Source organism: Rothia sp. HMSC072B04, from assembly GCF_001813725.1.
Taxonomy (GTDB): Bacteria; Actinomycetota; Actinomycetes; order Actinomycetales; family Micrococcaceae; genus Rothia; species Rothia mucilaginosa.
Map to the genome: position 1 here is coordinate 59,871 of NZ_KV813802.1, position 24,591 is coordinate 84,461.

Consider the following 24,591-nt stretch of genomic DNA (forward strand, 5'->3'; position numbering starts at 1 on the left):
GAATCGGGCGTGAATCTAGCCGGAGGCGTAACCAAATGACAAAAATGACGGCGCCAGACACCTCCTCAGACTCGAGGGCGGCTACCGCTCAGGCTGGAGGGCGGCTATCGCTCAGGCTGGAGGGCGGCTATCGCTCGACAGCCGGCGCAAACAGCTCGCGCACATCCTCAGCCGTCACCGCCGCGGAGGCGAACTCGCCCTCACCGACCACCGCATCGAAGAGCGCGGCCTTAGACTCCTTGAGCTGCATGACCTTCTCCTCAATTGTGCCCTCGGCGACCAGACGGTAGACGTGCACCTCCTTGTCCTGGCCGATGCGGTGAATACGGTCCACCGCCTGCTGCTCGGCGGCGGGGTTCCACCACGGATCCATGATGAACACGTGATCCGCCTCGGTCAGGTTCAGACCGAAACCGCCAGCCTTGAGCGAAATGAGGAACACCGGCTCCTGACCGCTCGTGAACGCCTCGATGACCTCGGCGCGGTTGCGGGTCGAACCGTCCAGGTACAGGTGGCCGATGCCCTCCTCCGCCAGGCGCGCCGAAATGCTCTTGAGGTAGCCGGTGAACTGGCTGAACACCAGCACACGGTGGCCCTTCTCGAGCAGACCGGGCAGTTGCTGAACCAGGTAGTCGCGCTTGACCGACGACACCCCGGCGTAGGCTTCCGAATCAATCAGCGCGGCATCAAGCGCCAGGCGGCGCAGCAGGGTCAGCGACTGGAAAATCGTGAACCGGTTCTTATCCATATCCTCCAGCAGACCCAGCACCTTCTGGCGCTCACGCTGCAGATGCGTGTCATAGATGCGGCGGTGACCGGGAGCCAGCGGCAGGTTCACGCGCGTATCGTTCTTCGCCGGAAGCTCCGCCGCCACCAGCTCCTTGGTGCGGCGCAGCATGAGCGGGCGGATGCGCCGGCGCAGACGAGCAGCCGTCGCCGCGGCGTGCGCCGGGTCCTCGCCGGATTCCGCCGGGCGAGCGTACAAGTCACGGAACGCACGGGCGGAAGGGAACAGACCGTCCGCCACAATCGCCAGCAACGCCCACAGCTCCATGAGGTTGTTCTCGATGGGCGTGCCGGTCATCGCAATCTTGGTGCGTGCGGGCATTGCGCGGGCGATGGACCAGGCACGAGTGCCGGTGTTTTTGACGAATTGCGCCTCGTCCAGCAGGAGCGCACCCCAGCCTTCGGGGGCGGAGTGCTCGCCCGTGGAACCGCCAGCGCGCTCGTCAACGGTGTGCTTGTCAACGGCGCGGCCCAGCGTGCGGGCGTAGCCGGTGTATGCGTCCTCGTCCATGCGCAGCAGCGTATAGCTGGTTAGCACCAGGTGAGCCCCGGCGATGCGCTCGGCCAGCGGGGTCTTACCGGCGGTGGTTTCGGTGATGGTCACGACCTTTGCCTCGGGCAGGAAACGTTCCGCCTCCGCCGCCCAGTTGGTGATGACGGAGGTCGGCGCAACCACGAGGAAGGGCGCGAACGGCTCGACGCTCTCACCGCGCTCGGCGGCACGTTCGGAGGCAACACGGTGCTCCTCGATCGCGTAGGCGAGCAGGGCGAGAGCCTGCACGGTCTTACCCAGACCCATATCGTCGGCGAGAATACCGCCCAGCCGCTGCTCGTACAGGAACGACAACCACTGGAAACCCTCCACCTGGTAGGGGCGTAGGGTCGCCTGCAGGCCGGCGGGTACCGGGCGCTGAGTGATAACCCGACGGGAGGTCTTCTGAGGTGCGGGGGAATCCTGAACGCCCTTGTCAGGTGCTTTTTCAGTGCTTTCTTCGGCGCTTTCCTCGGCATCCTCCAGTCCCTCAACCAGCTCCAACAGCGAACGCACCTGAGCATCCCACCGCGCGGTCGTATGCACGCTCGCCGCCAGCGACTCCAGCTCAGAGAACAGCCCCGCCTGGTGACGGTTAATGCGCAGCTCACCGCCCGCATCGTCGAGTTCGCGAGCCTCCGCAATGAGGGTGCGCAGGGTCTTAAACTCGGGTCGACGCAGCGAGAAATAGGTGCCGTTACCGAGCAGAATACGGTCCGCCCCGCGGTCGAGCGCCTCAAAAATCTGTGCGAACGGCACGGTCCAATTGTTGACCTTCACCGCAATGCCCAGGCCGAACCAGTCACGAGAATTGCCCTCGCTCACGGTGATTTCAATGAGCGCGTCGGTGGCTTCCACGAACTCGGGCGGGGTGCCGTTGAAACGCACCCGAACGGCGGAAATGCGGCGTAGCTTCGGCAGCACGACGCTCAGCAGCTCGCGGGTTTCCCAGCCCTCGATGCGGCGCTCTTCTAAGCTGGCCAGGGCCGGATGCGCGGCCAGCACCGAGCGTACCGAGCGTAGCACGCGGGCCTCGAAGCGCTCGTCGCGCACCTCGCCGCCCTTCTCGCCGGGGTACCCGAAGACCGGCAGGCGCTGAACGCCGGATTCGTGTTCGGGGTCGGCCTCGAAGGGGTTGAGGGGGTACTCCCAGTGCCAGCCCAGCTGCGCGTCGTGGCGTATCTGCTCGTCAAAGCTGATTTCAAGCACCAGATGCGGCGGCTTCACGCGAGGTAGCGCCAGCGCCGGATCGGGGGTCAGGGAGGGAATGGAGCGGCTGAGCGCGGGCAGGTATTCCTTCTGGAATGTGGCGCGTTCCGCGGCGGGAATCTCAACGGTCCCAGCCGAGATGAGCGCCTCGGAGGCGGTGTCGAGCGGCTCGACCAGGGGGATGAGCGCCAGCTCCACGCCCTCGGGCAGGTTCGGGACCGCGGGGGTGGCGGGATGCGCCTGCTCGCCGGGGGACCAGGGAGCCGGCCCCTCCGAAGAAGGCTCGCCGGGGGTATTTTCGCGCCGGGCGCCTTCGCGGTAGGCAACATCGCCGGGAGCCGCTTCGACGCTCGCGGCGCTATCGGTTTGTGCCGCGGCCTGCTCCGGCTGTGCGGTTTGCTCAGACTGCACAAAGGCGCCGCGCCCCACCTCGTTCAGCGCGCCCGGCCGGGTGGTCTTCCAGTGCACGGCCTTGGCGGCATGCTCGTACTCCTGCTGCGCAAGCCCGCCGAGCGCGAAGAAGCCGGTGCGGGGCGTGCCCATGGGGTGGCAGTGGGCGGCCGGAAGCCAGAGCTGTCGCAGAAGCTCGCCCTCGCGCCCCTCCCAGCTCAGCGCGGCCTCGAGGAGTAGGCCCCCGTCCGGGTTCTCTTCGGAGTCCTCGGGCAGGGCGGCGGCGCGCAGGCGCACCCGCGCGGGCGGCAGGATGGCGTACTCCACCTCGCGTCCGTTGATTAGTAGCGGCAGGCCGATTTCCTCGGCGCGTGCGAGCACATCCCAGAGCAGGGCAGAGCCCGCGGCGCTGAGCGAAATCCAGTCGCGGTGCGAGGAGTACATGTTCTGCCAGGGGCGGGCAATCGAGTAGAGCTCGGCGAAGAAACGCTCGTGCTCCGGGTAGATGTCGTGGCGGCCGACCGGCCCGCCCACGCTCGAGGCGAAAGTGTCCCAGATGAGGCCGCCCTTGACCCAGCGGCCGGTTTTGGAGCGCATGAGCGGGCGCGCGAGTAGGTTGATGGCCGGGGTCGCCCCGGGCATGTTGCGGCCGCGCGCGTAGGATCCCGAGACGCTCATCGACAGGTCGAGCGCGCCGCTGACCCGTAGCGAATCGATGCCGGAAAGGTCCTGACGTGCGGAAAGAACCGAGGAGAGATTCTTGCGCCAGGCCGAAATCTTGGAGGCGGGTGCTGCCTCCCGAGTGCCGTCTGAGGGGAGGAGCGCCCCGCCGAGGGAACTGATGCCGAGGGATTCGAGGTCGAAGCCCTCCGACTCCTCGCGATTCGCGCGCGCGGTCGGGGTGGTCTCGGCGGAGTTGGGGCTCGGCAGGCGCGAGGCCACGGTCAGGGCCCCGGAGGCGCGTAGCGCCGCGAGCGGGTCCTGCGGCTCAGTGCCCGGAACCTCCGCCGCGCTCGCTTCTGGGCCGGTCGCTTCGGTACCTGTTGTTTCGGTGCCTGTTGTTTCGGAGCCGGTGGCCTCGGTTGCGAGGGTGCGCTCGCCGGGGGTTTTCGTCTCCGCGTCGGCGTCCTTCGCTCCCTGAATTTTGGTTCCGCGACCGCCGCTGTCGAGCGGGCCGATGGCCTGCGGGGTGAGAGCCCTGCCCGCTACGGAGGCGCGGTCCAGCGCGGTGAGCATGAGCGCCACGGCGTGCTTGCAATTGCTGACGACCGGGCAGGTGCATCGGGCGGCGAAGGCAGCCGAGCCGGCGCGCGGGGGGAAGAACCGAATCGTCACCTCGTAGGGCACGAGGGTGCTTCCGTTAACGAGCCCGGTGAGGGTGCGGTTGTCCTCGTCGTAGCTGTAGCGCACGACCTCGCGGTTGCGCTGGTAGGCGGCCCCGCGCTGGTAGGTGCGGTGGCCGACCTGTCGAATGATTTGGGGTACGGTGACGGGGATTTCGGGGAAAGGATTGTTGGGCACCTGCCCATTATCTCGCATCGGGTGAGGTACCGCCCGGCGGGCGGTCACCGCCGCCTGACCGCGCGTATCCCGGGCGCTCTGCGAGGCGAATTGAACACGCTGAAAGCGGCCGCCGCGCCCCGCGCGGGATTGGTCTGCGTGCTCGCGGAGGGGTGAAAGCGAGGGGCTGCGGAGGATCAAATATTACGTGTCGAGGCCGCCGTGGAATGGTACTAAACAATTTGATAAGCAAAAATACATGTGACCTGAATCTTTTGTGAAGAACACTTTACTTAAGGTGAGAACGTGCTGTAAGCTGGAGCCAGCTTCAAGAGTTTCGACTGATAAGCTCCGACTATGGTCGAACGCCAACCCCATGTTCACGGGTGGCTCGGATGACGAAGCGGTTTGTATTCACCACCGGAATAACCGGTGGTAATTGGTACAGACAAGAGCAACGCGAAAGGATCGCGCCACTCACGGCGCAGGTTGTCACATGTACAACGGCTCTGCAACCGAAGCAGCAATCTCTCTGAACCCCTCCCGCTCCTACCAGGAAAGCCTGCGTGCCGCAGCTGTCCCCGCGCGAGGCGGATACACCGCAGTCAGCATTGACGATTACTCCCGCATTTCTTCTAAGCGCGACGAGTTCCTGAACTTCCTTCTTCTGCCCAACCCCGAGGGCATCCCCGCTATTGAGTACGCCGGTCTGCGCGTAGCGTAGCATTAGGGGTATGAATTTCTCCGGTATGCTCCTGGACTCCGACGTTCTTGCGGAGATCCGTAAGGCGGATCCTGACCCCGCCGTGGTCGCTTTTCTGCGCCGCCGCTCGTTCCGACACATGTACATTTCTGTGCTGAGTATTGGCGAGCTGAAGGGCCTGTACCCCTACCCGGAAACTGATCGCTGGATTACCGAACTTCTTGAGCGCTTTGGTGACCACGTTATTAATGTGGATGCGCGTGTGAGCCTCGAGTGGGCCGGTCGTCAGGCGCCGCTCGGTGCGCATGCTGTGGGTCGTGATGATGCCGGTCCGCTGCCTACCGCCGCCCTGGAGGGTCTGATGGCGGCGAGCGCGAGCGCCTATGATTTGGAGCTGATTTCTTCTAAGGCGCAGGTGTACCGCGCCTGGGGTGTTGAAGCTTCCAACCCGTGGACTGAGGATTAAAACTTTGCCGGATACGCGCCCTCGCGTGCGTGTCTGTATGAATACCTGTGTGAATAGTTGTGAGAACCCGCTTTCGAGTGTTAATCGGAGGCGGGTTTCGTCGTTAATTCGTGGCATGATTGAAGGACGATGAAAAGCACCTCACCTATCTCGCGTTATTCCATGCCCATGCCTCTGTGGCTTCAGGGTGTTGTTGAGCTAATTGTTACTGCCCTGTTCTCTGCGCTTGCTGTGTTTGCGGCGATGTCTGCCGTGTGGGCGACCAAGGGTTTTGGCGACATGGAGTTCTCCTCCGTGGCCGCCATGTCGGCGCACCTGTGGCTTCTGATTCACGGTGTTCCTTTGGATCTTGCGGCTGCTTTTGGTGCTTCTGCCGGCACGATGACGCTGGTGCCGCTGGGTTTGAGTGTTCTGCCTCTGCTGCTCTGTTACCGTTCGGGTCGTCGCCTGGCGCGCGCCTCGTATGAGGGTGAGTTTTTGATTCCGGTGCTGTCCGGTTCGGTGACTTATGCGCTGATTAGTTCGGCGATGTACGGTTGGGCGAGCCCGCATCCGCAGCCTCTTCAGGCGTTGAATGCTGCCCTGGTGCCTTTGGGTATTGTGGTGGCTGGTCTGATGTGGGGTGGCTACCGTGAGGCGCGTTCGCTCTCGCGCATGGTGGGTGTTGATACTGCGGAGCAGATTTCGCAGATGAGTCAGTATTCGCGTTGGGCGGGTTCGTACGCCTGGGCTGTGGTGCGTGCTGCGGTGGTTGCTTTTGTGGCGCTGGTCGGTCTGGGCGCGGTGCTTTTGGGCATCGGTATTTTGGCGGGCTGGTCGCAGATTGTTGCCACCTACCAGGAGCTGCACGCGGGCGCTGTGGGTGATACTGCGGTGACTTTGCTGCAGCTGGGTTTCTTGCCGAACCTGGTGATTTATGCGATTGCGTGGTCGACCGGTGCCGGTTTCTCCTTTGGTGCGGGTACCTCGGTTGGTTTGACCAGTAGTGATGCCGGTACTTTGCCGATGCTTCCGATTCTGGGCGCTGTGCCCGAGTCGATGGGCACGTTCGGTCTGGTGGGTCTGCTGGTGCCGCTGGGTGCCGGTGCGATTGCTGGCTGGTGGTTCTTGCGTGAGGGTGAGGATCACCTGGATGAGTGGGTTGCCCTGAAGGTTCCGTTCCGCCCGCTGTCTGCGCTGATTTCTGCGGTGGTGCTGGGTGTGATGACCGGTATTATGACGTCGTTTGGTGCCCTGTGGCTGGGCTGGATTTCGTACGGCTCCCTGGGCATTGGTCGTTTTACGGAGGTTGGTGCTGAGCCGCTGACTTTTGCGGCGCATACCGCGTTGACGGTGGGTGCCGGCGTGACTTTCGGTATGTTGCTGAGCCGTGCCCTGGTGCCGGATAGTAGCCGTGAGCTGCCTCGTTTTGCGGATGAGCGCCCGAACCTGGGTGAGCGTCTGATGAGTTTTACTGCCTCGACCCGTGAGCGTTTTGCACAGGGCCGTGAGCATTTTGCGGAGCGTCGTGAGCAGCGTGCGCAGGAGCGTGCGGAGCGTATGGAGCGTGAGGCTGAGGAAGCGGCCGCACGTGAAGCCGCTGAGCGTGAAGCTGCAGAGCGCGAGGCTGAGGAAGCTGCGGCACGCGAGGCGGAAGAGACGGCACGCGCGGCTGCATCTAAGAAGGCTTCTGAGAAGAATGTTTCTGAGCCTGAGCAGTCTGTTGTGTCTGAGGTGGCGACCGGTCATGTTCCGGTGCATCCGCAGGAGCCGGTGGTTGCCGTCCCCGTGGAGGCGACCGAGCAGCTGGCGCAGCGTGCGGCGGCGGATGCTTTCGCCGAGATTGTTGCAGAGCGCGAAGAGGCGGCTGAAGAGCCCGCTTCCGAAGAGGCTGCTGCTGAAGAGAGCCCCGCTGAGAAGTACGAGCCGATTGAGGCCGTTCAGCAGGTCGATTACCTGCACTCTGCCCATGCTGACTCTGCCTACGTTGACTCTGGGCAGGCTGAGGATTACGAGAGCATTGAAGCATCTGTTGAGCCTGCCTCCAATGAGCATGCTGCTGACGAACACGGCACCTATGATCCCGCCCTGTACGCGCATGACCCCTCCGAGGAGGAGACTCGCGAGCTGATTCAGGAGCCCGTCTACGAGGCTGCTGAACCTGTGGCAGCTGAGCGTGAGAGTGCTGTTGAAGAGCCCGCGGAGCAGGCGCCGCGTTCGAAGGGCCGCGCGAGCCGCATTATGGCGTACTTCGGCTTTGGTATTGAACAGCCTGCCGCAGCGCAAGGTGCCGAGCCGACTGAGGGTTCCCACGCTGAACCCGCCCCGCAGGATTCCGCGCAGGACCGCGCGCTTGAGCGTGCGCAGAAGCGCGAGGCGAAGAAGGCGGCTAAGGCGGCACGCAAGAAGCAGAAGAACGACCTAGAGCGTGATTTTGTGAATCGTGAGCTGGATGTCCTCTCTGCCGATCAGGCGATGAACCGCATCTTTGAGGTTCGTAGCCAGACCGGCATCCTTCCGCTGGTGACCGATGAGGCGTCTACCGTGGAGCTGCCCCCGCTGGATGTCAGCTCCTCGAAGTCCCAGGGCTCTAATGCGCAGGGTTCTAACGCCCGCAAGAAGAACTAGCGCGCAGAACCCCTAACGAGCTGCAGAAGAGCTAGAGCTGGACGTGCCGGTGAGCTTATCCATCGTGCCCTGGAACTTCTGGTCGCAGGTGTACATGTCGGTCTGGGTCAGCGCGGCGGCGCGGCACTCCCGGTACTCCTGCGCGCCGGGCATGAGGGCAAGACCGATGCCGCCCAGCAGGGTCATTGCGCCGTAGATAATGCTGACGCCCGCGGCAATGTAGAAGAACCAGGGGCCGCGGTATACCGCGGTGCGCACGATCGCAATAATGCTCAGGGTAATGCCGGCGAGCGCGAAGAGGAAGAGCGCCAAGAAAAGCGGCATCGTGGAGAGCACGAAGGAAGACGCCGCAAAAATCACCAGCGCGGCAGCAATCAGCATGAGCGAGGTGCGAATATTCGCTTTCTGCTGTTCGATGGGGTCGATGGGCTTGCGCGGCTTCTTACCCTGAGGTCCTCGAGGCTGCGGCATCATGTTTTGCGGCGCCTGCTGCGGCGCTCGCGGCGGAACCTGCTGGTTCTGCGGTGCACCGTTGTTCGGGGTGGGCTGCTGCGGTGCGTTGTTCGGTGCGTTGTTTGGTGCGTTGTTTGGAGTGTTCTGCGGGGGAGTAGACATACCTATAAGGGTACCGTCCCGTGCGCCCGCGACCTATTGAGTTCGCGACCTGTTGAGTTTGCGTCTGCTGAACCCCGGTAGGAGTCCTCCCGCCGGGGTTTCTTTGTGCTCGCCTTTGGGCTTTGGGTCTGTTGTGAACCTCGTACCCCTTTGGATAAGGGTGTGAGACGGGTTATACTAGTCGGGTGCGAATTGTGGTTATGGTATCCGGCTCCGGAACGAATCTTCAGTCCATCCTCGACGCCGTAGCGGCGGGCGAGCTTCCCCTCGAAATTGCGGCAGTGGGCGCCGACAAGCCCTGTCTGGGTATTGAACGTGCCCAGGCGGCGGGTGTACCCACTTTCCTGGTGCAGCCCGGCGACTACGCCGACCGCCTCTCCTGGAACCGCGCGCTGGAAGAAAAGATTGCTTCCTACGACCCCGATTACATTGTGTTCGCTGGCTTCATGCGCATTGTTGACGCGCAGCTGGTCGAGCGTTTCAGCAACCGCATTATTAACACCCACCCGGCCCTGCTGCCCTCCTTCCCGGGTGCGCACGGCGTGCGTGACGCCCTGGCGCACGGTGTGAAGATTACCGGCCTGACCGTCCACTTTGTGGATGCGGGCGTTGACACCGGCCCCATCCTCGCCCAGGCGGCAGTGCCCGTTCTGGATGACGACACCGAAGAGACCCTGCACGAACGCATTAAGGTGCAGGAGCGCCGCCTGCTCGTGCAGACCATCGCGTCTCTCGCTGAATCTCACAGCTAATTCCGTCCACTAAACTTTTCGCGGCGGAACGAGCCGAGCTCAAACCCCGCCGCCCACACACGTTCCGTTGTGGCACCCGAGTACCCCTGAGGGGAAGGTGCACAGCGGCGGGGAATACCCCCACACATATCCTGTCTATCCGGGCAGGCTACGTCCATCCACCAGCTGTGCCGCCGAAATCCGGCGTGCACGTCTAAAGCATCGGAGTATTTGTGTCTCTTATTGAGCTCGATCGCGTGCCCCTGCGCCGCGCCCTCATTTCCGTCTACGACAAGACCGGTCTGGAGGAGTTCGCCCGCGGCCTGCACGAGGCTGGCGTCGCGCTGGTCTCCACCGGCTCTACCGCATCCACCATCGCGGCAGCAGGCGTACCCGTCACCGAGGTCACCGAAGTGACCGGTTTCCCCGAGTGCCTCGAAGGCCGCGTGAAGACCCTGCACCCGCGCATCCACGCAGGTATTCTGGCGGACCGCCGCAAGCAGGAGCACATCGACACCCTCGGCGAGCTGGATGTCGAGCCTTTCGACCTGGTCGTCGTGAACCTGTACCCCTTCGTTGAGACCGTTGCCTCCGGCGCCGGTCAGGACGCCATCATCGAGAAGATTGACATTGGCGGCCCCTCCATGGTTCGTGCAGCTGCGAAGAACCACGACGCTGTCGCTATTGTTGTGGATCCCGCCGATTACGCACGCACCGTTGAGGCCGCTAAGAACGGTGGCTTCTCCCTGGATGAGCGCCGCCGCCTGGCCGCCGGCGCTTTCGCCCACACCGCCGCATACGACACCGCTGTGGCTACCTGGACCGCATCCCAGTTCCTGCAGGATGAGGACGCTAACTTCTGGCCCCCGTACGCTGGCCTGGGCTTCGAGCGCAGCGAGACCCTGCGTTACGGTGAGAACCCGCACCAGCGTGCCGCCCTGTACGTTGACCCCGCCGCTGCCCCCGGTATTGCTCAGGCGGAGCAGGTGCACGGTAAGGCGATGAGCTACAACAACTACGTTGATGCTGATGCCGCTCTGCGTGCCGCTTACGACTTCGACGAGCCGGCTGTTGCCGTTATCAAGCACAACAACCCCTGCGGTATTGCTGTGGCAACCCCCGGTGCGGCTGACCCGATTGCGGACGCTCACGCGAAGGCGCACGCTTGCGACCCGCTGTCCGCGTACGGCGGCGTGATTGCCGCTAACCGCCCGGTGACCGCCGCTATGGCTCAGACCGTCAAGGGCATCTTCACCGAGGTGATCGTGGCTCCCGGCTTCGAGCCCGAGGCGCTGGAGATCCTGCGTGAGAAGAAGAACCTGCGCCTGCTGGTTCTGCCCGAGAACTTTGCCCGCGAGGCTATCGAGTACCGCCCCATTTCCGGTGGCGCACTCTTCCAGGAGGCTGACCGCCTACAGGCTGAGGGTGACGACCCGAAGAACTGGACCCTGGTTGCCGGTGAGCCGGCTGACGAGGCAACCCTGCGTGACCTCGAGTTCGCGTGGCGTGCACTGCGTTCGCCCAAGTCCAACGCTATTCTGCTTGCCGATAACGGTGCCGCCGTGGGCATCGGCATGGGCCAGGTGAACCGCGTGGATTCCTGCAAGCTTTCGGTGGAGCGCGCGAACACTCTCGGCGGTGAAGGTAACGAGCGTGCCCGCGGTGCGGTTGCCGCATCCGACGCGTTCTTCCCCTTCGCTGACGGCCTGCAGGTGCTGCTGGACGCCGGCGTGCGTGCCGTCGTGCACCCGGGCGGTTCGATCCGCGACGAGGAAGTTATCGAGGCGGCTAAGGCTGCTGGCGTGACCATGTACCTGACCGGTACCCGCCACTTCTTCCACTAAAAATGTGTAGCGGGCTCAGCCTGCGCTGAGCTGCCCGCTGTGAGCGGGGCATTCTAGGGTGAACCTTCTGGTGAGCCTGGGATGCCCCGCTTTTTCATACTCTCCACCTGGGACATTCGTGTTGGAACATCTGCGGTGGAGCATCCGTATTGTGGGCAGTCGTATTTATAGAATTTTTGCTCTATTTTGCGCCGGATTTGCGCATGAGGGCGCGTCAACAGCGACCAGGATGCGCACGGATTGGCTAAAAGTTCGCTAGGATTAGGGTGTGCCTAAAGTCAGCGAAGAATACAAAAAGAACAGGCGTTCTCAGATTGTAGAGACCGCCCGCGAATGCTTCATCAAGCAGGGTTATCAGAAGGCTTCGATGAGCGAGATTATTGCGGCCACTGGCCTGTCTGCTGGAGCGATTTATAACCACTTCTCCTCCAAGGATGAGATTATCCTGGCGGCAGCCCGCATGGACATGGCGCCTTTCGACCGTATCCGCGCCGAACAGCCCTGGGACTACGTGTTCGGGTGCCTGAAGGTGCTGGACACCCCCAAGATTCGCCGTCACCTGCTCGTCACCTGGGGCGAGGCTGTGGCAATGCCGCAGCTGGCGACCGTGGTGTCTGAACAGCTGAGCTACCTGCGCGATCAGTCCCTGGAGCGCTACCGTGCCTGGGGAGCCGCTGAGCTGGACTTCACCGAAGAGGAGCTTGAAGAGTGGCTGACCGTTATCGGTGCCGCGGTGCTGTCGGTGCTGACCGGTTACGTGGTGCAGACCCAGCTGGTCGCTGGCGGTAAGAAGGAGAGCGCTCGCGAGGCGTACCTGGAGTACGCTTCCGCTATTCTGCGTCAGGCGTAGGGCGCACAGACCTGCGTAAACTGCCGCCAATAAGCCCGCCGGGGTGTGTTGTGCGCCCCGCGCCGGACTCGCGCAGACACCGTGAAAACTTCATCGTGATGCTTGGTAAAGCCCGTTTTCCTTCTCGAAGGAAAGCGGGCTTTACGGTATTATGAGGTGTAGCTCATATTTTTTTCATTCGGGGTTTTCAGTTGGAGGCGCCCGCCGCCTCCTGAAGAACGCCCGGCATACGCCGCGGAAACCCCGATGATGAGCGACCGAAGATAACGCAAAAACACTCCCAGGAGCGTAATGTCCGAGCAGAAGATCCTCGAGATGCCCCTCGCCGACCTCGACCCCGAGGTTGCAGAAGCCATTGAGCTGGAGCGCAAGCGCCAGCAGAACACCCTCGAGATGATTGCATCCGAGAACTTCGTCCCCCGTGCCGTCCTCGAAAGCCAGGGCTCGGTGCTGACCAACAAGTACGCTGAGGGTTACCCCGGCCGCCGCTACTACGGCGGTTGCGAATTCGTTGACATCGTTGAGTCCCTCGCTATTTCCCGCGTGAAGGAACTCTTCGGCGCTGAGCACGCAAACGTTCAGCCCCACTCCGGCGCGCAGGCGAACAACGCCGTCATGCATGCACTGCTGAACCCCGGCGACACCATCATGGGTCTGTCCCTGGCACACGGCGGCCACCTGACTCACGGCATGAAGCTGAACGTCTCCGGCAAGCTGTACAACGTTGTCGCCTACAGCGTGGACGAGAACGGCCGCGTTGACATGGAGCAGGTGCGTGAACTGGCGCTGGCTGAGCGCCCCAAGCTGATTATCGCCGGCTGGTCCGCGTACCCCCGTCAGTTGGACTTCGCTGCGTTCCGCGCGATCGCTGACGAAATCGGCGCGTACCTGTGGGTGGACATGGCCCACTTCGCGGGCCTGGTGGCTGCGGGTCTGCACCCGAACCCCGTCCCGCACGCACACGTGGTCTCCTCCACCGTACACAAGACTCTGGGCGGTCCCCGCTCCGGCTTCATCCTCTGCACCGAGGAGCTGAAGAAGAAGATTGACTCCGCAGTGTTCCCCGGCCAGCAGGGTGGCCCGCTCATGCACGTGATTGCCGCGAAGGCTACCGCGTTCAAGGTCGCCGCATCTGACGCGTTCAAGGACCGCCAGAAGCGCACCGTTGAGGGCGCACAGATCCTGGCGAACCGCCTGCTGCAGCAGGATGTGAAGGACGCCGGCGTTTCCATCGCATCCGGCGGTACCGACGTTCACCTGGTGCTCGTTGACCTGCGCGACCACGCCCTCAACGGCAAGGAAGCAGAGGACCTGCTGCACCAGGCTGGTATTACCGTCAACCGTAACGCCGTGCCGAACGACCCGCGCCCGCCGATGGTGACCTCCGGTCTGCGTATCGGTACCCCCGCACTGGCAACCCGCGGCTTCGACGCTGAGGGCTTCACCGAGGTAGCCGACATTATCGCTTCCGTACTGCTGCCGAACCCGGACATCGCTGCGCTGCGTGCCCGCGTTGAGGCACTGTGCGCCAAGTACCCCCTCTACCAGGGCAGCGAGAACTGGTAGACCCATGAATGACCCCGTTCGCTCAACATCCCTTCGTGGGCGCTGAGCGGGCGGGGTTATTTCGCCCTCTTACTTTTTACCGCCCTGCCCGCTACACCCGTTCAGGGACGTAGCGGGGGAGTGGTACCTCTAGGGGTACACCCTAGAACCCAACACACAGACCGTCCGTTTCGGCGAACCCGCCGCAATCTATGGAAGGAAAAAACAATGCCCCAGATTCTAGACGGTAACGCAACCGCCGCAGCCATCAAGGAAGAGCTGAAGGAGCGCGTCGAGGCGCTCAAGGCTAAGGGTATTACCCCCGGCCTGGGTACCGTGCTGGTCGGTGACGACCCCGCATCTCGCTCGTACGTGGGCGCTAAGCACCGCGACTGCGCAGAGATCGGTATTAACTCCATCCGTGTGGACCTGCCCGGTGACATCACTCAGGAAGAGCTCGACGCAGAGATCGACAAGCTGAACAACGACCCGGCGTGCACCAGCTACATTGTGCAGCTGCCCCTGCCCAAGCACCTGGACACCAACCGCGTGCTGGAGCGCATCGCCCCCGAGAAGGACGCTGACGGCCTGCACCCGACCAACCTCGGCAAGCTCGTGCTGAACGTTTCTGAGCCGCTGGATTCCCCGCTGCCTTGCACCCCCAACGGTGTCATTGAGCTGGTGAAGCGCCACGGTATCGACTGGAACGGTAAGAACGTTGTGGTGCTCGGCCGCGGCATTACTGTGGGTCGCCCGCTGGGTCTGCTGCTGACCCGCCGCGAGGTGAACGCAACCGCAACCCTGGCGCATACCGGTACCGAGAACCTGGACGAGGTGCTGCGCGAGGCTGACGTCATTGTTGCCGCTGTGGGTGTTCCGCACGTGCTGAAGGCTCACCAGGTCAAGGACGGTGCAATCCTGCTGGACGTTGGCGTTTCCCGCGCTGAGGACCCGGAGACCGGCAAGAAGAAGCTCTTCGGCGACGTTTCCCCGGAAGCTGCGCAGAAGGCGTCCTGGGTTTCCCCGAACCCCGGCGGCGTGGGCCCGATGACCCGCGCGGAGCTGCTGGTGAACGTGGTTGAGACTGCGGAGCGTCAGGCGGCGTAAGGCTCGCAACATTTCAGAGCTGATAACTCAAAAGGGCGGTGCCCCGGTAGATTGTTCTACCGGGGCACCGCCCTTCACACTGTCATCACAATCGAAAAGGCAGATGCTAGAGAATCATCTCGTAGAAGTAAGCATCGGCAAGGTACAGGGTCTCTGCGTACTCGACGGGGCTACCTTCTTCGGTGTAGCCGGTCGCGCAGACCTTGAACGCCGCCTCGCCCACGGGAACCTGGTGGTTGAACGCCTCGGCGTCGGCGTCGGTGAAGAGCGCCGCGCTGGTGCGTACGCGGGCGTGCTTAATGGCGTTGGGGGTGTCGGCAAGCTGGTCTAGCGAGCTCATCGCACCGGACATCTCCGCCATCATGGCGTCCAGGATGCTGCTTGCGGCGGCCTTGACAAAGTAGGAACGCTCAAAGCCAATGACTTCGTGGTTGGCAAGACGCAGACGACGCACGAACAGCACCTGCTCGCCCACCGGCACGGATAGGTGGGTGGAAATCTCTTCGGTGGCGTCCACCCAGCGGGTCGCAATCATGCGGGTGGAGCCCTCAAAACCGCGGCGGCGCATATCGTCAACGAAGGTGTCCACGCGCGGAATGTAAGTGGCGTCGGTGCGCTCGGCAACGTAGGTGCCGGAGCCCTGCACGTTGTAGAGCAGGCCGCGTTCAATCAGAACCTTCAGGGCGCTACGAACCGTCTGGCGGCTCACCCCAAAGTTCTGCTGAATCATGCGTTCGGTGGGCAGCTTATCGCCGGGCTTGCCGGGAATAATGTAGCGCTGCTCAATGTAGTGGATGACCTGCTCGTACTTCGGGCCGGGAATCGGGGGTAGCTCGTAGCGGCTCTCAGCGTTGTGAGCGGTACTTTCGGAGGCGGAGGTGCCCGCAGGATGTGAGGGGGCACCGTGGTCGGTGGTATGTGAGGAGTGTGAATTCATCACCCAATAGTTTACCGTTCAGCCAGAGAAAAAACGCGCACGAGTGAAAATTTCTCTTCCCTCAAACTGGCATAATTAAGACTATGCATTTTTCTAACACCCCTGCACCGCGCCCGAGCGGTCTGCTTCGCGTGGCGAGCGTGAATGTGAACGGTATCCGAGCCGCCTACAAGAAGGATATGGCGGCGTGGTTGGCGAGCCGTGACATCGACATTCTCTGCCTGCAGGAGGTGCGCGCCCCCGACGCTATCGTGCGTGAGCTGCTGGACGAATCCCAGTGGCATATTCTGCACGCGGAGGCTGCCGCGAAGGGCCGCGCCGGTGTACTGGTGGCGACCCGCCGCACCCCGAACTCAGCCGGTGAAGTCCTGGAGAATCAGCCGGTGGCGACCCGCTCGAATATTGGCGAAGAGTACTTTGACGATTCGGGCCGCTGGGTTGAGGCGGACTACGTTCTGCCCAACGGTAAGACCCTGACCGTGGTCAGCGCCTACGTTCACTCCGGTGAGGTCGGCACCCAGAAGCAGGACGATAAGTACCGTTTCCTGGAGCGCATGCTGGTGCGCATGCCTGAACTGGCAAAGCACTCAGACCACGTGCTCATCGTGGGCGATTTGAACGTGGGCCACACCGAGCTGGACATTAAGAACTGGAAGGCTAACCAGAAGCGTGCCGGCTTCCTGCCGGAGGAACGCGCCTACTTTGACCGCTTCTTCGGCGATATCGGCTACCGCGATGTGGCTCGTGAGCTGGCGGGTCAGGTGCCCGGCCCCTACACCTGGTGGTCTTACCGCGGTAAGGCGTTCGATAATGACGCAGGCTGGCGTATCGACTACCACATGGCGACCCCGGCGCTCGCCGAAAGCGCCGTGGAAGCGGTCGTGGACCGCGCGGCAAGCTACGACGAGCGTTTCAGCGATCACGCGCCGCTCGTGGTTGACTACCGCATCGGTGAGTAAGACGCGGACCCACCTACAGATAAGTTTTTGAAGATGTGCTGCACCGTCCGCAGCACCGCACAGGAAGAACTGCACAGGAAATAACTATGGCAGACGAAAAGAAGCAGGATAAGTCCCTCATCCCTAACGCCTCTCAGCAGAAGGCACGTATCTACTCGGGTGCGCAGCCGTCGGCTGATTCGATGCACCTGGGTAACTACATTGGTGCTGTGAACAACTGGGTGGCGTTGCAGGACGACCCGAATAACGAATGTCTGTTCTTTATCCCGGATATGCACGCCATCACCGTTCCTCAGAACCCCGAGGAGCTGCGTGAGCGTACCCGCCTGACCGCGGCGCAGTATATCGCCTCCGGCATTGACCCGACCCGCACCCCGCTGTTCGTGCAGTCGCACGTGCCCGAGCACGCCCAGCTGGCGTGGGTTCTGAACTGCTTCACCGGCTTCGGCGAGGCCTCCCGTATGACCCAGTTCAAGGACAAGTCCCAGAAGCAGGGCGCCGAGAACGCCTCCGTGGGCCTGTTCACCTACCCGATTCTGATGGCCGCCGACATCCTGCTCTACCAGGTGGACGGCGTGCCCGTGGGCGAGGATCAGCGTCAGCACCTGGAGCTGACCCGTAACCTGGCTCAGCGCTTCAACTCCCGCTTTGGTGAGACCTTTGTGGTGCCCGATCCGGTGATTCTGAAGGAAACCGCTAAGATTTACGACCTGCAGGACCCGACCTCGAAGATGTCCAAGTCTGCAGCCACCGACAAGGGCCTGATCAAGCTTCTGGACACCCCCAAGACAACCCAGAAGAAGATTAAGTCCGCCGTGACTGATGACGGCTCCGTCATCGCCTACGACCGCGAGGCTAAGCCCGGCGTCTCCAACCTGCTCTCCATCTACTCGGCAATGACCGGCGAGAGCATCGATGAGATCGTGGCACGCTACGAGGGCAAGATGTACGGCCACCTGAAGGTCGACCTTGCCGATATCGTGGTGGAGCGCCTCACCCCGGTGCGTGAGCGTACCCTCGAGCTGATGGACGACCCCGCCGAGCTGGATCGCCTGCTGGCTGTGGGCGCATCCGCTGCCCGCGAGATCGCTACGGTCACCATTGAGAACGTGTACAAGAAGGTTGGCTTCCTGCCTGCCGCAGCAATCTAGCGCGCTGTTCAGCCAGTCCGGCTGAGACGCCGCATTACCTGCACGATTGAGATGACAGCACAAGAGAACTCTTCGAGCCCCACGACGGCTCCTGTATCCCCGACTCTGAAACCCGGTCACCGCTACCTGAGCGTTATTGCGCACGTGAGCGGTGAGAATGTTCAGCGCCTGGAAGAGTGGAAGCGCGCGGTAGCCGGTGGTGCGGTGGCGCCTATCAGCACCCACGTGACCGTGTACCTGACGGAGCTGAACGAGTCTCTATTGGCTGCGGTGCAGTCCCCGCAGTTCCGCGAGGCGCTGGACACCCCGCGTTTTGAGGCGCGCTGGGGTTCGGTACACTCCTTCCGCCCGGTAACCGAGGTGGAGTACCTGAACCTGGAGGCGGGTAAAACCGAGTTCGAGCAGATTCACCAGAAGCTGGTTGAGCTATTCGGTGCCGGCGCGGCATCCTTCCCCTACGTGCCGCACGTGACCCTGGGCCACGGCTTGAGTGAGGAGCAGGTGGCGAACGCCCGCAAGGTGTTTGACGCTCTGCCCGCCGAGCAGCGTACCTTCACCGTGGATCACCTGCACTGCTACTCCTACGATGGGCAGAACTGGGAAGAAATTGGGGGTCTGCCGCTGCGTTAGTAGCTGGCGCATAAACCCTGCATGCACAAAGAGAGATGCGACCGATAGGTTATCGGTCGCATCTCTCTTTATGTTTTCGCTAGGGTTGCTTCAGCGTGAGAACCCTAGCGGGAGTGGCCCTCGTGAGGCTCGCCAGACTCGCCGGATTAGTGTGCGTCAGCGGAAGCCGAGCCGTGAGCTTCTGCGCCGTGTGCCTCTGCCTCAACCGGTGCAGCGTTCGCAGAAGAAACACCCAGGATCTCGTTCGGGGTCTTCGGAAGCTCCACGCTCATCAGCTCCTTCGGTGCTGCCGGGTTCGACAGGGACACCGCAATGAGCTTCTTGGTCGCCGGATCGGTCACGTAGGCGGTCTTACCGTCCACCCACAGTGCCGGACGCTCGTCCTGCCACGTCTCAGACTCGGTCCACGCCTCCATGAGCTGTACGGAGCCCAGCTCAGTGCCGGTCGCCGGATCGAAGACGCGCAGCTTACCGTCGGTGGTCAGCAGCAGGGCCTCACCCTGGGGGCCGCGACCCAGCGAACGGAAGGTGTAACTCACGCCAGAAGGCAGGGAGTAGACGGTGCGGGTTGCCGCAACGGTGTCGATGATGGAGAACTTCTCGGGGCGCTCCAGTTTAGCGTCCTTATCGGTCTTGTAGTCCGCCAGAACGTACTGGGAATCGGCCTTACCCGCCTGGTTGCCCGAGCGCGAGTACGGGTCCTCGGGGTTGGTGATCTTGGTGAACTTGCCGTCCTTGTAGACCAGCGCGCCGTCGGTGCAACCGATGGTGAATGCACCGTCCTTGGCGATGGCTTCACCGTGAACGCCGGGGCAGGCGGGGCTCTCGGTGACAGTCTTGCCCTGAGCATCCACAACAGCGGCACCGGTGCGGGTCTTGGAGTCGCCGACCGCTACCAGGTACTGGTCGTTGGGCAGCGGGATTGCGAAGCCGTGGTGAGGCTTCGGCAGGGTGACGGTCGTGGTCTCCAGGGAGGAGGCGGTGCGCTTGTCGTGGGTCAGCTTCGCCGGGTCGTACACGGCGAAGGAGCCGGTGCCGTCAGCGAATGCCGCGACCTTGCCGTTGTCCTTGATGACGTGACCGGTGTGGTCAGCCGCCAGAGACAGCGAAGACAGCGACGGGGAAGTGGTGTAGTAGTGCGAGTGGTCGCCGTGCGCTACGGACCATACGCCGGTGTCCAGGAAGGTGTAGCTGTTGCCGTCTGCAACGACGAGGTGGCGGTTATCGCCAGCGTCAGAGAGGCGCAGGAAGCCTTCCTTGGGGATGTCTGCGAGCAGCTTCATGTCCTTGGCGTCGTAAACGAGCACGCCGCCGTCGTAGGTGATGGCAACGCGGCTTGCCGCGCCCTTGCCCTCGGTGATGGGTGTGGGGGTTGCGCTTGCAGAGGTAGAAGCGCTGGGGCTGGTCTGCGTATTCTGGCCAGTCTGGGCGTTCTGGGTGGTCTGGGAGCCGCATGCGGTCAGGGCGAGGGCGGCTACTGCGCCGAGTGCGCCGGCGCGGGTGAGGAAAAACTTACGGGTCATGTGCATGCACCAAGATTAACATGAGAATGGTTCTCTATAGTGGTTGATCCTTGGCTTGTATCAGACTCTGGAAGTGCAACCTACACAGGGCGCATAAGACATTCTGCCCCTGCTCAGCCGCATGGAGTATCCTTCCGCGTCCCACTAGGCAAAAGCCTTGAAACCGCCCGCAAAATGAGCCATTAGGGCAAAAGAAAACCGGCTCCCTTCCGAAAAGAAGAGAACCGGTTTTGAAAGAGGTGTCTTTTGCTCGAGTAGGGGTCATTGCCCACTCAGGGTTAAAAATTTAGAGGAGGTTGTTCAGGCCTCGCGCCTTAATCTCGCCCACGGCATCCTTGACAGCCTGTGCCTTGGAACGCGGGGCGACCAGCAGAGCATCGGGGGTGTCAACCACAACGATATCGTCCAAGCCAATCACGGAGATCTTACGCTCGGTGTTCGCGACAATAATGCCGGAGCAACCGTGGTTAATGACGTTGTCCTTCTCGCCGAGGATGGTCAGCTCTTCGCCGCTCTTCTCGGTGTTCAGGCGAGCCACAGCGTCGAAGTCTCCAACGTCGTCCCAGCTGAAGGAGCCGGGAACCATGGCGACGTCACCTGCGGCTGCGGCGGGCTCTGCCACGGCGTAGTCAATAGCGGTCTTCGGCAGGGTCTCCCAGACACGCTCCATAACGGCCTCGCGCTCGGGGGTGTCCCATGCGTTAGCAATCTCCATAATGCCTGCGTACAGCTCAGGCTCATTCGCCTCGAGGTGCTTGAGCATCAGGGCGGCAGGTGCCACGAACATGCCTGCGTTCCAGGTGTATTCACCGGAGTCCAGGTACTTCTGTGCGGTGGCGGTGTCCGGCTTCTCCACGAAGGTGTCCACTGCGTGTGCGTTGGGAGCACCCTCGATGCCCAGGGGCTCGCTGGCATGAATGTAGCCAAACGCGCTGGAGGGCTCGGTGGGGGTAATGCCGATGGTGACAATCTTGCCGGTTGCCGCGGTGGTGACAGCTTCGGTCACCACACGGTGGAACTCATCCACGGGGCTGATGACGTGGTCAGCTGCGAAGGAGCCGATGATGGCGTCCGGTTCGCGGCGGTGGATGATAGCGCAAGCCAGACCGATAGCTGCAGCCGAGTCCTTGGGGGAGGGCTCCAGTACCAGGTCAGCGGCACGCAACTCAGGAATCTGCTGGGTAACCGCATTGGCGTGCGAAGTGCCGGTAACTACCATGACGGAACCGTTGCTGAGATCGATGAGACGGTCGTAGGTGTCACGCAACAGGGAATTGCCCGACGAGGTAAGATCGAGCAGGAATTTCGGGGCATGCGCGCGGGACAGGGGCCACAAACGCGAGCCAACACCGCCGGCGGGAATAAGCGGGCGGAATCGAGTGAGTGCAGTATTCATCGCTTCAAGAATAGCGGGTGAATTTGTCATATATCGAATTCTTTTAGGTTTTAACAAAAAAGTGTCAGGCGGCTCTCATTTAGGTGATGTTTGAGGTTAGGTTAAGGTAAGTTCCGTACAAACACAGGGGATTAGGGGATATCGTAAAGAAAATGTGCCCTAATTTGCTTTTAGAACCTGTAAAAAAACCCTAAACAGGGTGTCAGTAAGCTGTGAATTTACCTGATATCTTGGAAGTAACAGACGAACAAAAGCAGTCGGTGAGCACACAGCTGTGCCTGGAAGCTGGGGCCTAAAAATGCGGTACCAGAACCCAGACGCTCGCCGTCGCAGCAGGAGGTTATTCAGTGTTGAATGGTTCTAAAGGAACCCTCTACCGCGGCCGCTGGGGCATGTGGTCCTGGGTTGCTCATCGCATTACCGGTATCGCGATTTTCTTCTTCCTTCTTGTACACATCCTAGATACTGCCGTCGTGCGTATCTCCCCGGAGGCCTACAACGGTGTACTGAGCCTGTACAAGAACCCCATCATGGGCCTGGGCGAGACCGCGCTTGTCGCCGCCATCGTCTACCACGCGTTCAACGGTATTCGTATTATCCTTATTGACTTCTGGGGTAAGGCAACCAACTCGCACGTGGAGCACATCCAGGCGAAGAACAAGGACGGCAACGTCGAAATCAGCCAGAAGGCAACCTACATGCACATCAAGATTCTCTGGGTTGTGCTTTTCCTCTGGGCAATCACCGTTGCTGGCTTTGCCGCACGTCACCTGCCGATCGTTTTCTCGCACATGGGAGGTCACTAAACTATGGCTACTCCGCTTAAGCCCCGCACCTATGTACCCCGTCTGCGTGACAACCGCATCGACGGTGTGAAGTACAACCGCTCCTCCTCCAAGCGCAACAACTTTGAGATGTTCGCTTGGCTGGGTATGCGCCTGTCCGGCGTCGTACTCGTCGTGCTGATTTTCGGTCACCTGTTCTCCAACCTCATGGTCGGTGACGGTATCCACGCCATCGACTTCGGCTTCGTGGGCGGCAAGTGGGCTAACCCCTTCTGGCAGGTCTGGGATCTGCTGTTGCTCTGGCTGGCTATGCTGCACGGTGCTAACGGCATCCGCGTCATCATCGATGACTACGCTGAGAAGGACCGCCTGCGCGTTTGGCTGAAGGTCATTCTCTTCGCAGCATGCGCATTCGTCCTGCTGGTTGGTACCCTCACCATCTTCGCGTTCGACCCCTGCCCCTCCGGCGCAGCGGCTGAACTGCTCCCCAGCTTCTGCTCGGCACGCTAACGGCGACGTATCCGAGACAAACGAAAACATCTAAAACACAGAAAGAACATCATGCAGGTACATAAGTACGATGTAGTGATCGTCGGTGCCGGTGGCGCAGGTATGCGTGCCGCCATTGAGGCCGGTCAGCGAGTTCGCACCGCGGTACTGACCAAGCTATACCCCACCCGCTCCCACACCGGTGCGGCACAGGGTGGCATGTGCGCCGCTCTGGCAAACGTTGAAGAGGACAACTGGGAGTGGCACACCTTTGACACCGTCAAGGGTGGCGACTACCTGGTCGACCAGGACGCAGCAGAAATCATGGCTAAGGAAGCTATTGACGCTGTGCTCGACCTGGAAAAGATGGGTCTTCCCTTCAACCGAACCCCCGAAGGCCGCATTGACCAGCGCCGCTTCGGCGGTCACACCCGTGACCACGGTAAGGCTGCTGTGCGCCGCGCATGCTACGCAGCTGACCGTACCGGTCACATGATTCTGCAGACCCTCTACCAGAACTGCGTTCGTCACAATGTGGAGTTCTACAACGAGTTCTACGTTCTCGACCTGATCCTGGTCAAGGACGAAGAGGGCAAGCCCCGCCCCGCCGGCGTTGTCTCTTACGACCTGGCAACCGGCGAGGTCCACGTCTTCCAGGCTAAGTCCGTGATCTTCGCATCCGGCGGCTGTGGCAAGATCTTCAAGACCACCTCCAACGCACACACCCTCACCGGTGACGGCATGGCTATCGCACTGCGTGCAGGTCTGCCCCTGGAGGACATGGAATTCGTTCAGTTCCACCCGACCGGCCTGGCTGGCCTGGGCATTCTCGTTACCGAGGGTGCTCGTGGTGAAGGCGGTATTCTCCGTAACGCTGACGGTGAGCGCTTCATGGAGCGCTACGCACCGACCATTAAGGACCTCGCACCCCGCGATATCGTGGCACGTGCAATGGCAAACGAGGTGCGTGAAGGCCGCGGTTGCGGTCCCCACAAGGACTACGTGTTGCTGGACCTGACCCACCTGGAGCCCTCCCACATCGACGAGAAGCTGCCCGATATTACCGAGTTCGCTCGTACCTACCTGGCAGTGGAACCGCACCACCAGCCCATCCCGGTGTTCCCCACCGCGCACTACGCAATGGGCGGTATCCCCACCAACAACGAGACCGAGGTCTACCGCAACAGCGAAGAGACCATCCCCGGTCTCTACGCAGCGGGCGAGGTTGCTTGCGTGTCCGTCCACGGTGCAAACCGTCTGGGCACCAACTCCCTGCTGGACATCAACGTGTTCGGTAAGCGTGCAGGCCGCAAGGCTGCAGAGTACGCAGCATCCGCTGAGTTCGTGCCGGTTCCGGACGATGCAGCAGATCGCGTTCTGAACATGCTCAACGGCATCCTCGAAGGCAAGGGCACCGAGAAGGTCGGCGCTATCCGCGCAGACCTGCAGAAGGCTATGGAAGCTGACATGCAGGTGTTCCGTACCGACGAGACCATCCGCGCAGCACTGGCAACCATTGCCGAGCTGGAAGAGCGCTACAAGAACATTGCCATCCAGGACAAGGGCAAGCGCTTCAACCTCGACCTGCTCGAGGCTGTTGAGCTCGGCTTCCTGATTGAGCTGGCAAAGGTCATGTCCGTTGGCGCGCTGCACCGTAAGGAATCCCGCGGCGGTCACTACCGCGAGGACTTCCCCAAGCGTGACGACGTTAACTTCATGAAGCACTCGATGGTCTACCTCGACCCCGAATCCGAGTTTGAGGGTGTTAAGGGCCTGCGATTCGACACCAAGCCCGTTGTCTACACCCGTTACGAGCCGAAGGAGCGTAAGTACTAA

Annotated in this window: 19 protein-coding genes and 1 riboswitch; of the genes, 14 read left to right on the forward strand and 5 right to left on the reverse strand. The window is 62.0% G+C overall.

Going from position 1 to position 24,591, the window contains the following annotated elements; all coding sequences use genetic code 11:
• Nucleotides 1-127: 127 nt before the first annotated feature.
• The gene (locus HMPREF2928_RS03885; protein ID WP_141754947.1) at nt 128-4,456 is read right to left on the reverse strand and encodes a DEAD/DEAH box helicase; all 4,329 of its coding nucleotides are present in this window, start codon (nt 4,454-4,456) and stop codon (nt 128-130) included.
• Nucleotides 4,457-4,743: 287 nt separating this feature from the next.
• Nucleotides 4,744-4,878, forward strand: a riboswitch (SAM riboswitch).
• Nucleotides 4,879-4,913: 35 nt separating this feature from the next.
• On the opposite strand from HMPREF2928_RS03885, the gene HMPREF2928_RS03890 reads away from it, so the two are divergent.
• From HMPREF2928_RS03890 to HMPREF2928_RS03900, 3 genes are all read left to right on the forward strand, one after another.
• Nucleotides 4,914-5,141 (forward strand): hypothetical protein, encoded by a 228-nt coding sequence (locus tag HMPREF2928_RS03890; protein ID WP_005506796.1) that lies wholly within the window; start codon nt 4,914-4,916, stop codon nt 5,139-5,141.
• Between the two features lie 10 nt (nt 5,142-5,151).
• Entirely contained in the window at nt 5,152-5,586 is a 435-nt protein-coding gene (locus HMPREF2928_RS03895) for a PIN domain-containing protein (protein ID WP_005506797.1), read from the forward strand.
• A gap of 162 nt (nt 5,587-5,748) precedes the next feature.
• Nucleotides 5,749-8,193: a cell division protein PerM gene (locus HMPREF2928_RS03900; protein WP_246823555.1), complete on the forward strand. Its 2,445-nt coding sequence runs from the start codon at nt 5,749-5,751 to the stop codon at nt 8,191-8,193.
• Between the two features lie 12 nt (nt 8,194-8,205).
• Here HMPREF2928_RS03900 and HMPREF2928_RS03905 read toward each other — a convergent pair whose 3' ends face one another.
• Nucleotides 8,206-8,808: a hypothetical protein gene (locus HMPREF2928_RS03905; RefSeq protein WP_049350030.1), complete on the reverse strand. Its 603-nt coding sequence runs from the start codon at nt 8,806-8,808 to the stop codon at nt 8,206-8,208.
• A gap of 200 nt (nt 8,809-9,008) precedes the next feature.
• Here HMPREF2928_RS03905 and purN point away from each other — a divergent pair, with 200 nt between their 5' ends.
• From purN to HMPREF2928_RS03930, 5 genes are all read left to right on the forward strand, one after another.
• Nucleotides 9,009-9,560: a phosphoribosylglycinamide formyltransferase gene (gene purN / locus HMPREF2928_RS03910; RefSeq protein ID WP_070687423.1), complete on the forward strand. Its 552-nt coding sequence runs from the start codon at nt 9,009-9,011 to the stop codon at nt 9,558-9,560.
• Nucleotides 9,561-9,772: 212 nt separating this feature from the next.
• Nucleotides 9,773-11,383 (forward strand): bifunctional phosphoribosylaminoimidazolecarboxamide formyltransferase/IMP cyclohydrolase, encoded by a 1,611-nt coding sequence (purH, locus tag HMPREF2928_RS03915; protein ID WP_070687424.1) that lies wholly within the window; start codon nt 9,773-9,775, stop codon nt 11,381-11,383.
• 268 nt (nt 11,384-11,651) lie between these two features.
• Nucleotides 11,652-12,233, forward strand: a complete 582-nt coding sequence (locus HMPREF2928_RS03920; RefSeq protein ID WP_049341495.1) for a TetR/AcrR family transcriptional regulator — start codon at nt 11,652-11,654, stop codon at nt 12,231-12,233.
• A 291-nt stretch (nt 12,234-12,524) separates the two neighbouring features.
• Nucleotides 12,525-13,799 (forward strand): serine hydroxymethyltransferase, encoded by a 1,275-nt coding sequence (gene glyA / locus HMPREF2928_RS03925; RefSeq protein ID WP_070687425.1) that lies wholly within the window; start codon nt 12,525-12,527, stop codon nt 13,797-13,799.
• A 207-nt stretch (nt 13,800-14,006) separates the two neighbouring features.
• Nucleotides 14,007-14,885 carry a bifunctional methylenetetrahydrofolate dehydrogenase/methenyltetrahydrofolate cyclohydrolase gene (locus HMPREF2928_RS03930; protein ID WP_005508973.1) on the forward strand — a complete coding sequence of 293 codons (879 nt, stop codon included), beginning with the start codon at nt 14,007-14,009 and terminating at the stop codon, nt 14,883-14,885.
• 106 nt (nt 14,886-14,991) lie between these two features.
• Here the strand turns inward: HMPREF2928_RS03930 and HMPREF2928_RS03935 are convergent, their stop codons facing one another.
• Nucleotides 14,992-15,825 carry a GntR family transcriptional regulator gene (locus tag HMPREF2928_RS03935; RefSeq protein ID WP_070687426.1) on the reverse strand — a complete coding sequence of 278 codons (834 nt, stop codon included), beginning with the start codon at nt 15,823-15,825 and terminating at the stop codon, nt 14,992-14,994.
• Between the two features lie 80 nt (nt 15,826-15,905).
• Here HMPREF2928_RS03935 and HMPREF2928_RS03940 point away from each other — a divergent pair, with 80 nt between their 5' ends.
• The 3 genes from HMPREF2928_RS03940 to HMPREF2928_RS03950 all read left to right on the forward strand — a co-directional run bounded on the left by HMPREF2928_RS03940 (nt 15,906) and on the right by HMPREF2928_RS03950 (nt 18,562).
• Nucleotides 15,906-16,781 carry an exodeoxyribonuclease III gene (locus tag HMPREF2928_RS03940; RefSeq protein ID WP_005506814.1) on the forward strand — a complete coding sequence of 292 codons (876 nt, stop codon included), beginning with the start codon at nt 15,906-15,908 and terminating at the stop codon, nt 16,779-16,781.
• An 86-nt stretch (nt 16,782-16,867) separates the two neighbouring features.
• Nucleotides 16,868-17,932 carry a tryptophan--tRNA ligase gene (trpS, locus tag HMPREF2928_RS03945; protein WP_070644192.1) on the forward strand — a complete coding sequence of 355 codons (1,065 nt, stop codon included), beginning with the start codon at nt 16,868-16,870 and terminating at the stop codon, nt 17,930-17,932.
• A gap of 51 nt (nt 17,933-17,983) precedes the next feature.
• A complete protein-coding gene (locus HMPREF2928_RS03950; protein WP_070687427.1) occupies nt 17,984-18,562 on the forward strand; it encodes a 2'-5' RNA ligase family protein in 579 nt (192 codons plus the stop codon).
• A gap of 146 nt (nt 18,563-18,708) precedes the next feature.
• Here HMPREF2928_RS03950 and HMPREF2928_RS03955 read toward each other — a convergent pair whose 3' ends face one another.
• Nucleotides 18,709-20,085, reverse strand: coding sequence for a hypothetical protein (locus tag HMPREF2928_RS03955; protein WP_371440520.1), 1,377 nt, complete (start codon nt 20,083-20,085; stop codon nt 18,709-18,711).
• Nucleotides 20,086-20,371: 286 nt separating this feature from the next.
• Nucleotides 20,372-21,481 (reverse strand): mannose-1-phosphate guanylyltransferase, encoded by a 1,110-nt coding sequence (locus tag HMPREF2928_RS03960; protein WP_070508013.1) that lies wholly within the window; start codon nt 21,479-21,481, stop codon nt 20,372-20,374.
• Between the two features lie 347 nt (nt 21,482-21,828).
• Between HMPREF2928_RS03960 and sdhC the strand changes: the two genes are divergently transcribed.
• The 3 genes from sdhC to sdhA are packed head-to-tail and all read left to right on the forward strand — an operon-like array spanning nt 21,829 to nt 24,591.
• Nucleotides 21,829-22,287, forward strand: a complete 459-nt coding sequence (sdhC, locus tag HMPREF2928_RS03965; protein WP_005508964.1) for a succinate dehydrogenase, cytochrome b556 subunit — start codon at nt 21,829-21,831, stop codon at nt 22,285-22,287.
• Between the two features lie 3 nt (nt 22,288-22,290).
• Entirely contained in the window at nt 22,291-22,776 is a 486-nt protein-coding gene (locus HMPREF2928_RS03970; RefSeq protein WP_005506820.1) for a succinate dehydrogenase hydrophobic membrane anchor subunit, read from the forward strand.
• 51 nt (nt 22,777-22,827) lie between these two features.
• Nucleotides 22,828-24,591: a succinate dehydrogenase flavoprotein subunit gene (sdhA, locus tag HMPREF2928_RS03975; RefSeq protein ID WP_070614699.1), complete on the forward strand. Its 1,764-nt coding sequence runs from the start codon at nt 22,828-22,830 to the stop codon at nt 24,589-24,591.

Bases quoted from the DNA above. Each gene is read 5' to 3' on its own strand.
- HMPREF2928_RS03885 (WP_141754947.1), bottom strand. From the start codon at position 4,456: ATGCGAGATAATGGGCAGGTGCCCAACAATCCTTTCCCCGAAATCCCC.
- HMPREF2928_RS03890 (WP_005506796.1), top strand. From the start codon at position 4,914: ATGTACAACGGCTCTGCAACCGAAGCAGCAATCTCTCTGAACCCCTCC.
- HMPREF2928_RS03895 (WP_005506797.1), top strand. From the start codon at position 5,152: ATGAATTTCTCCGGTATGCTCCTGGACTCCGACGTTCTTGCGGAGATC.
- HMPREF2928_RS03900 (WP_246823555.1), top strand. From the start codon at position 5,749: ATGCCCATGCCTCTGTGGCTTCAGGGTGTTGTTGAGCTAATTGTTACT.
- HMPREF2928_RS03905 (WP_049350030.1), bottom strand. From the start codon at position 8,808: ATGTCTACTCCCCCGCAGAACACTCCAAACAACGCACCAAACAACGCA.
- purN (WP_070687423.1), top strand. From the start codon at position 9,009: ATGGTATCCGGCTCCGGAACGAATCTTCAGTCCATCCTCGACGCCGTA.
- glyA (WP_070687425.1), top strand. From the start codon at position 12,525: ATGTCCGAGCAGAAGATCCTCGAGATGCCCCTCGCCGACCTCGACCCC.
- HMPREF2928_RS03930 (WP_005508973.1), top strand. From the start codon at position 14,007: ATGCCCCAGATTCTAGACGGTAACGCAACCGCCGCAGCCATCAAGGAA.
- HMPREF2928_RS03940 (WP_005506814.1), top strand. From the start codon at position 15,906: ATGCATTTTTCTAACACCCCTGCACCGCGCCCGAGCGGTCTGCTTCGC.
- trpS (WP_070644192.1), top strand. From the start codon at position 16,868: ATGGCAGACGAAAAGAAGCAGGATAAGTCCCTCATCCCTAACGCCTCT.
- HMPREF2928_RS03950 (WP_070687427.1), top strand. From the start codon at position 17,984: ATGACAGCACAAGAGAACTCTTCGAGCCCCACGACGGCTCCTGTATCC.
- HMPREF2928_RS03955 (WP_371440520.1), bottom strand. From the start codon at position 20,085: ATGACCCGTAAGTTTTTCCTCACCCGCGCCGGCGCACTCGGCGCAGTA.
- HMPREF2928_RS03960 (WP_070508013.1), bottom strand. From the start codon at position 21,481: ATGAATACTGCACTCACTCGATTCCGCCCGCTTATTCCCGCCGGCGGT.
- HMPREF2928_RS03970 (WP_005506820.1), top strand. From the start codon at position 22,291: ATGGCTACTCCGCTTAAGCCCCGCACCTATGTACCCCGTCTGCGTGAC.
- sdhA (WP_070614699.1), top strand. From the start codon at position 22,828: ATGCAGGTACATAAGTACGATGTAGTGATCGTCGGTGCCGGTGGCGCA.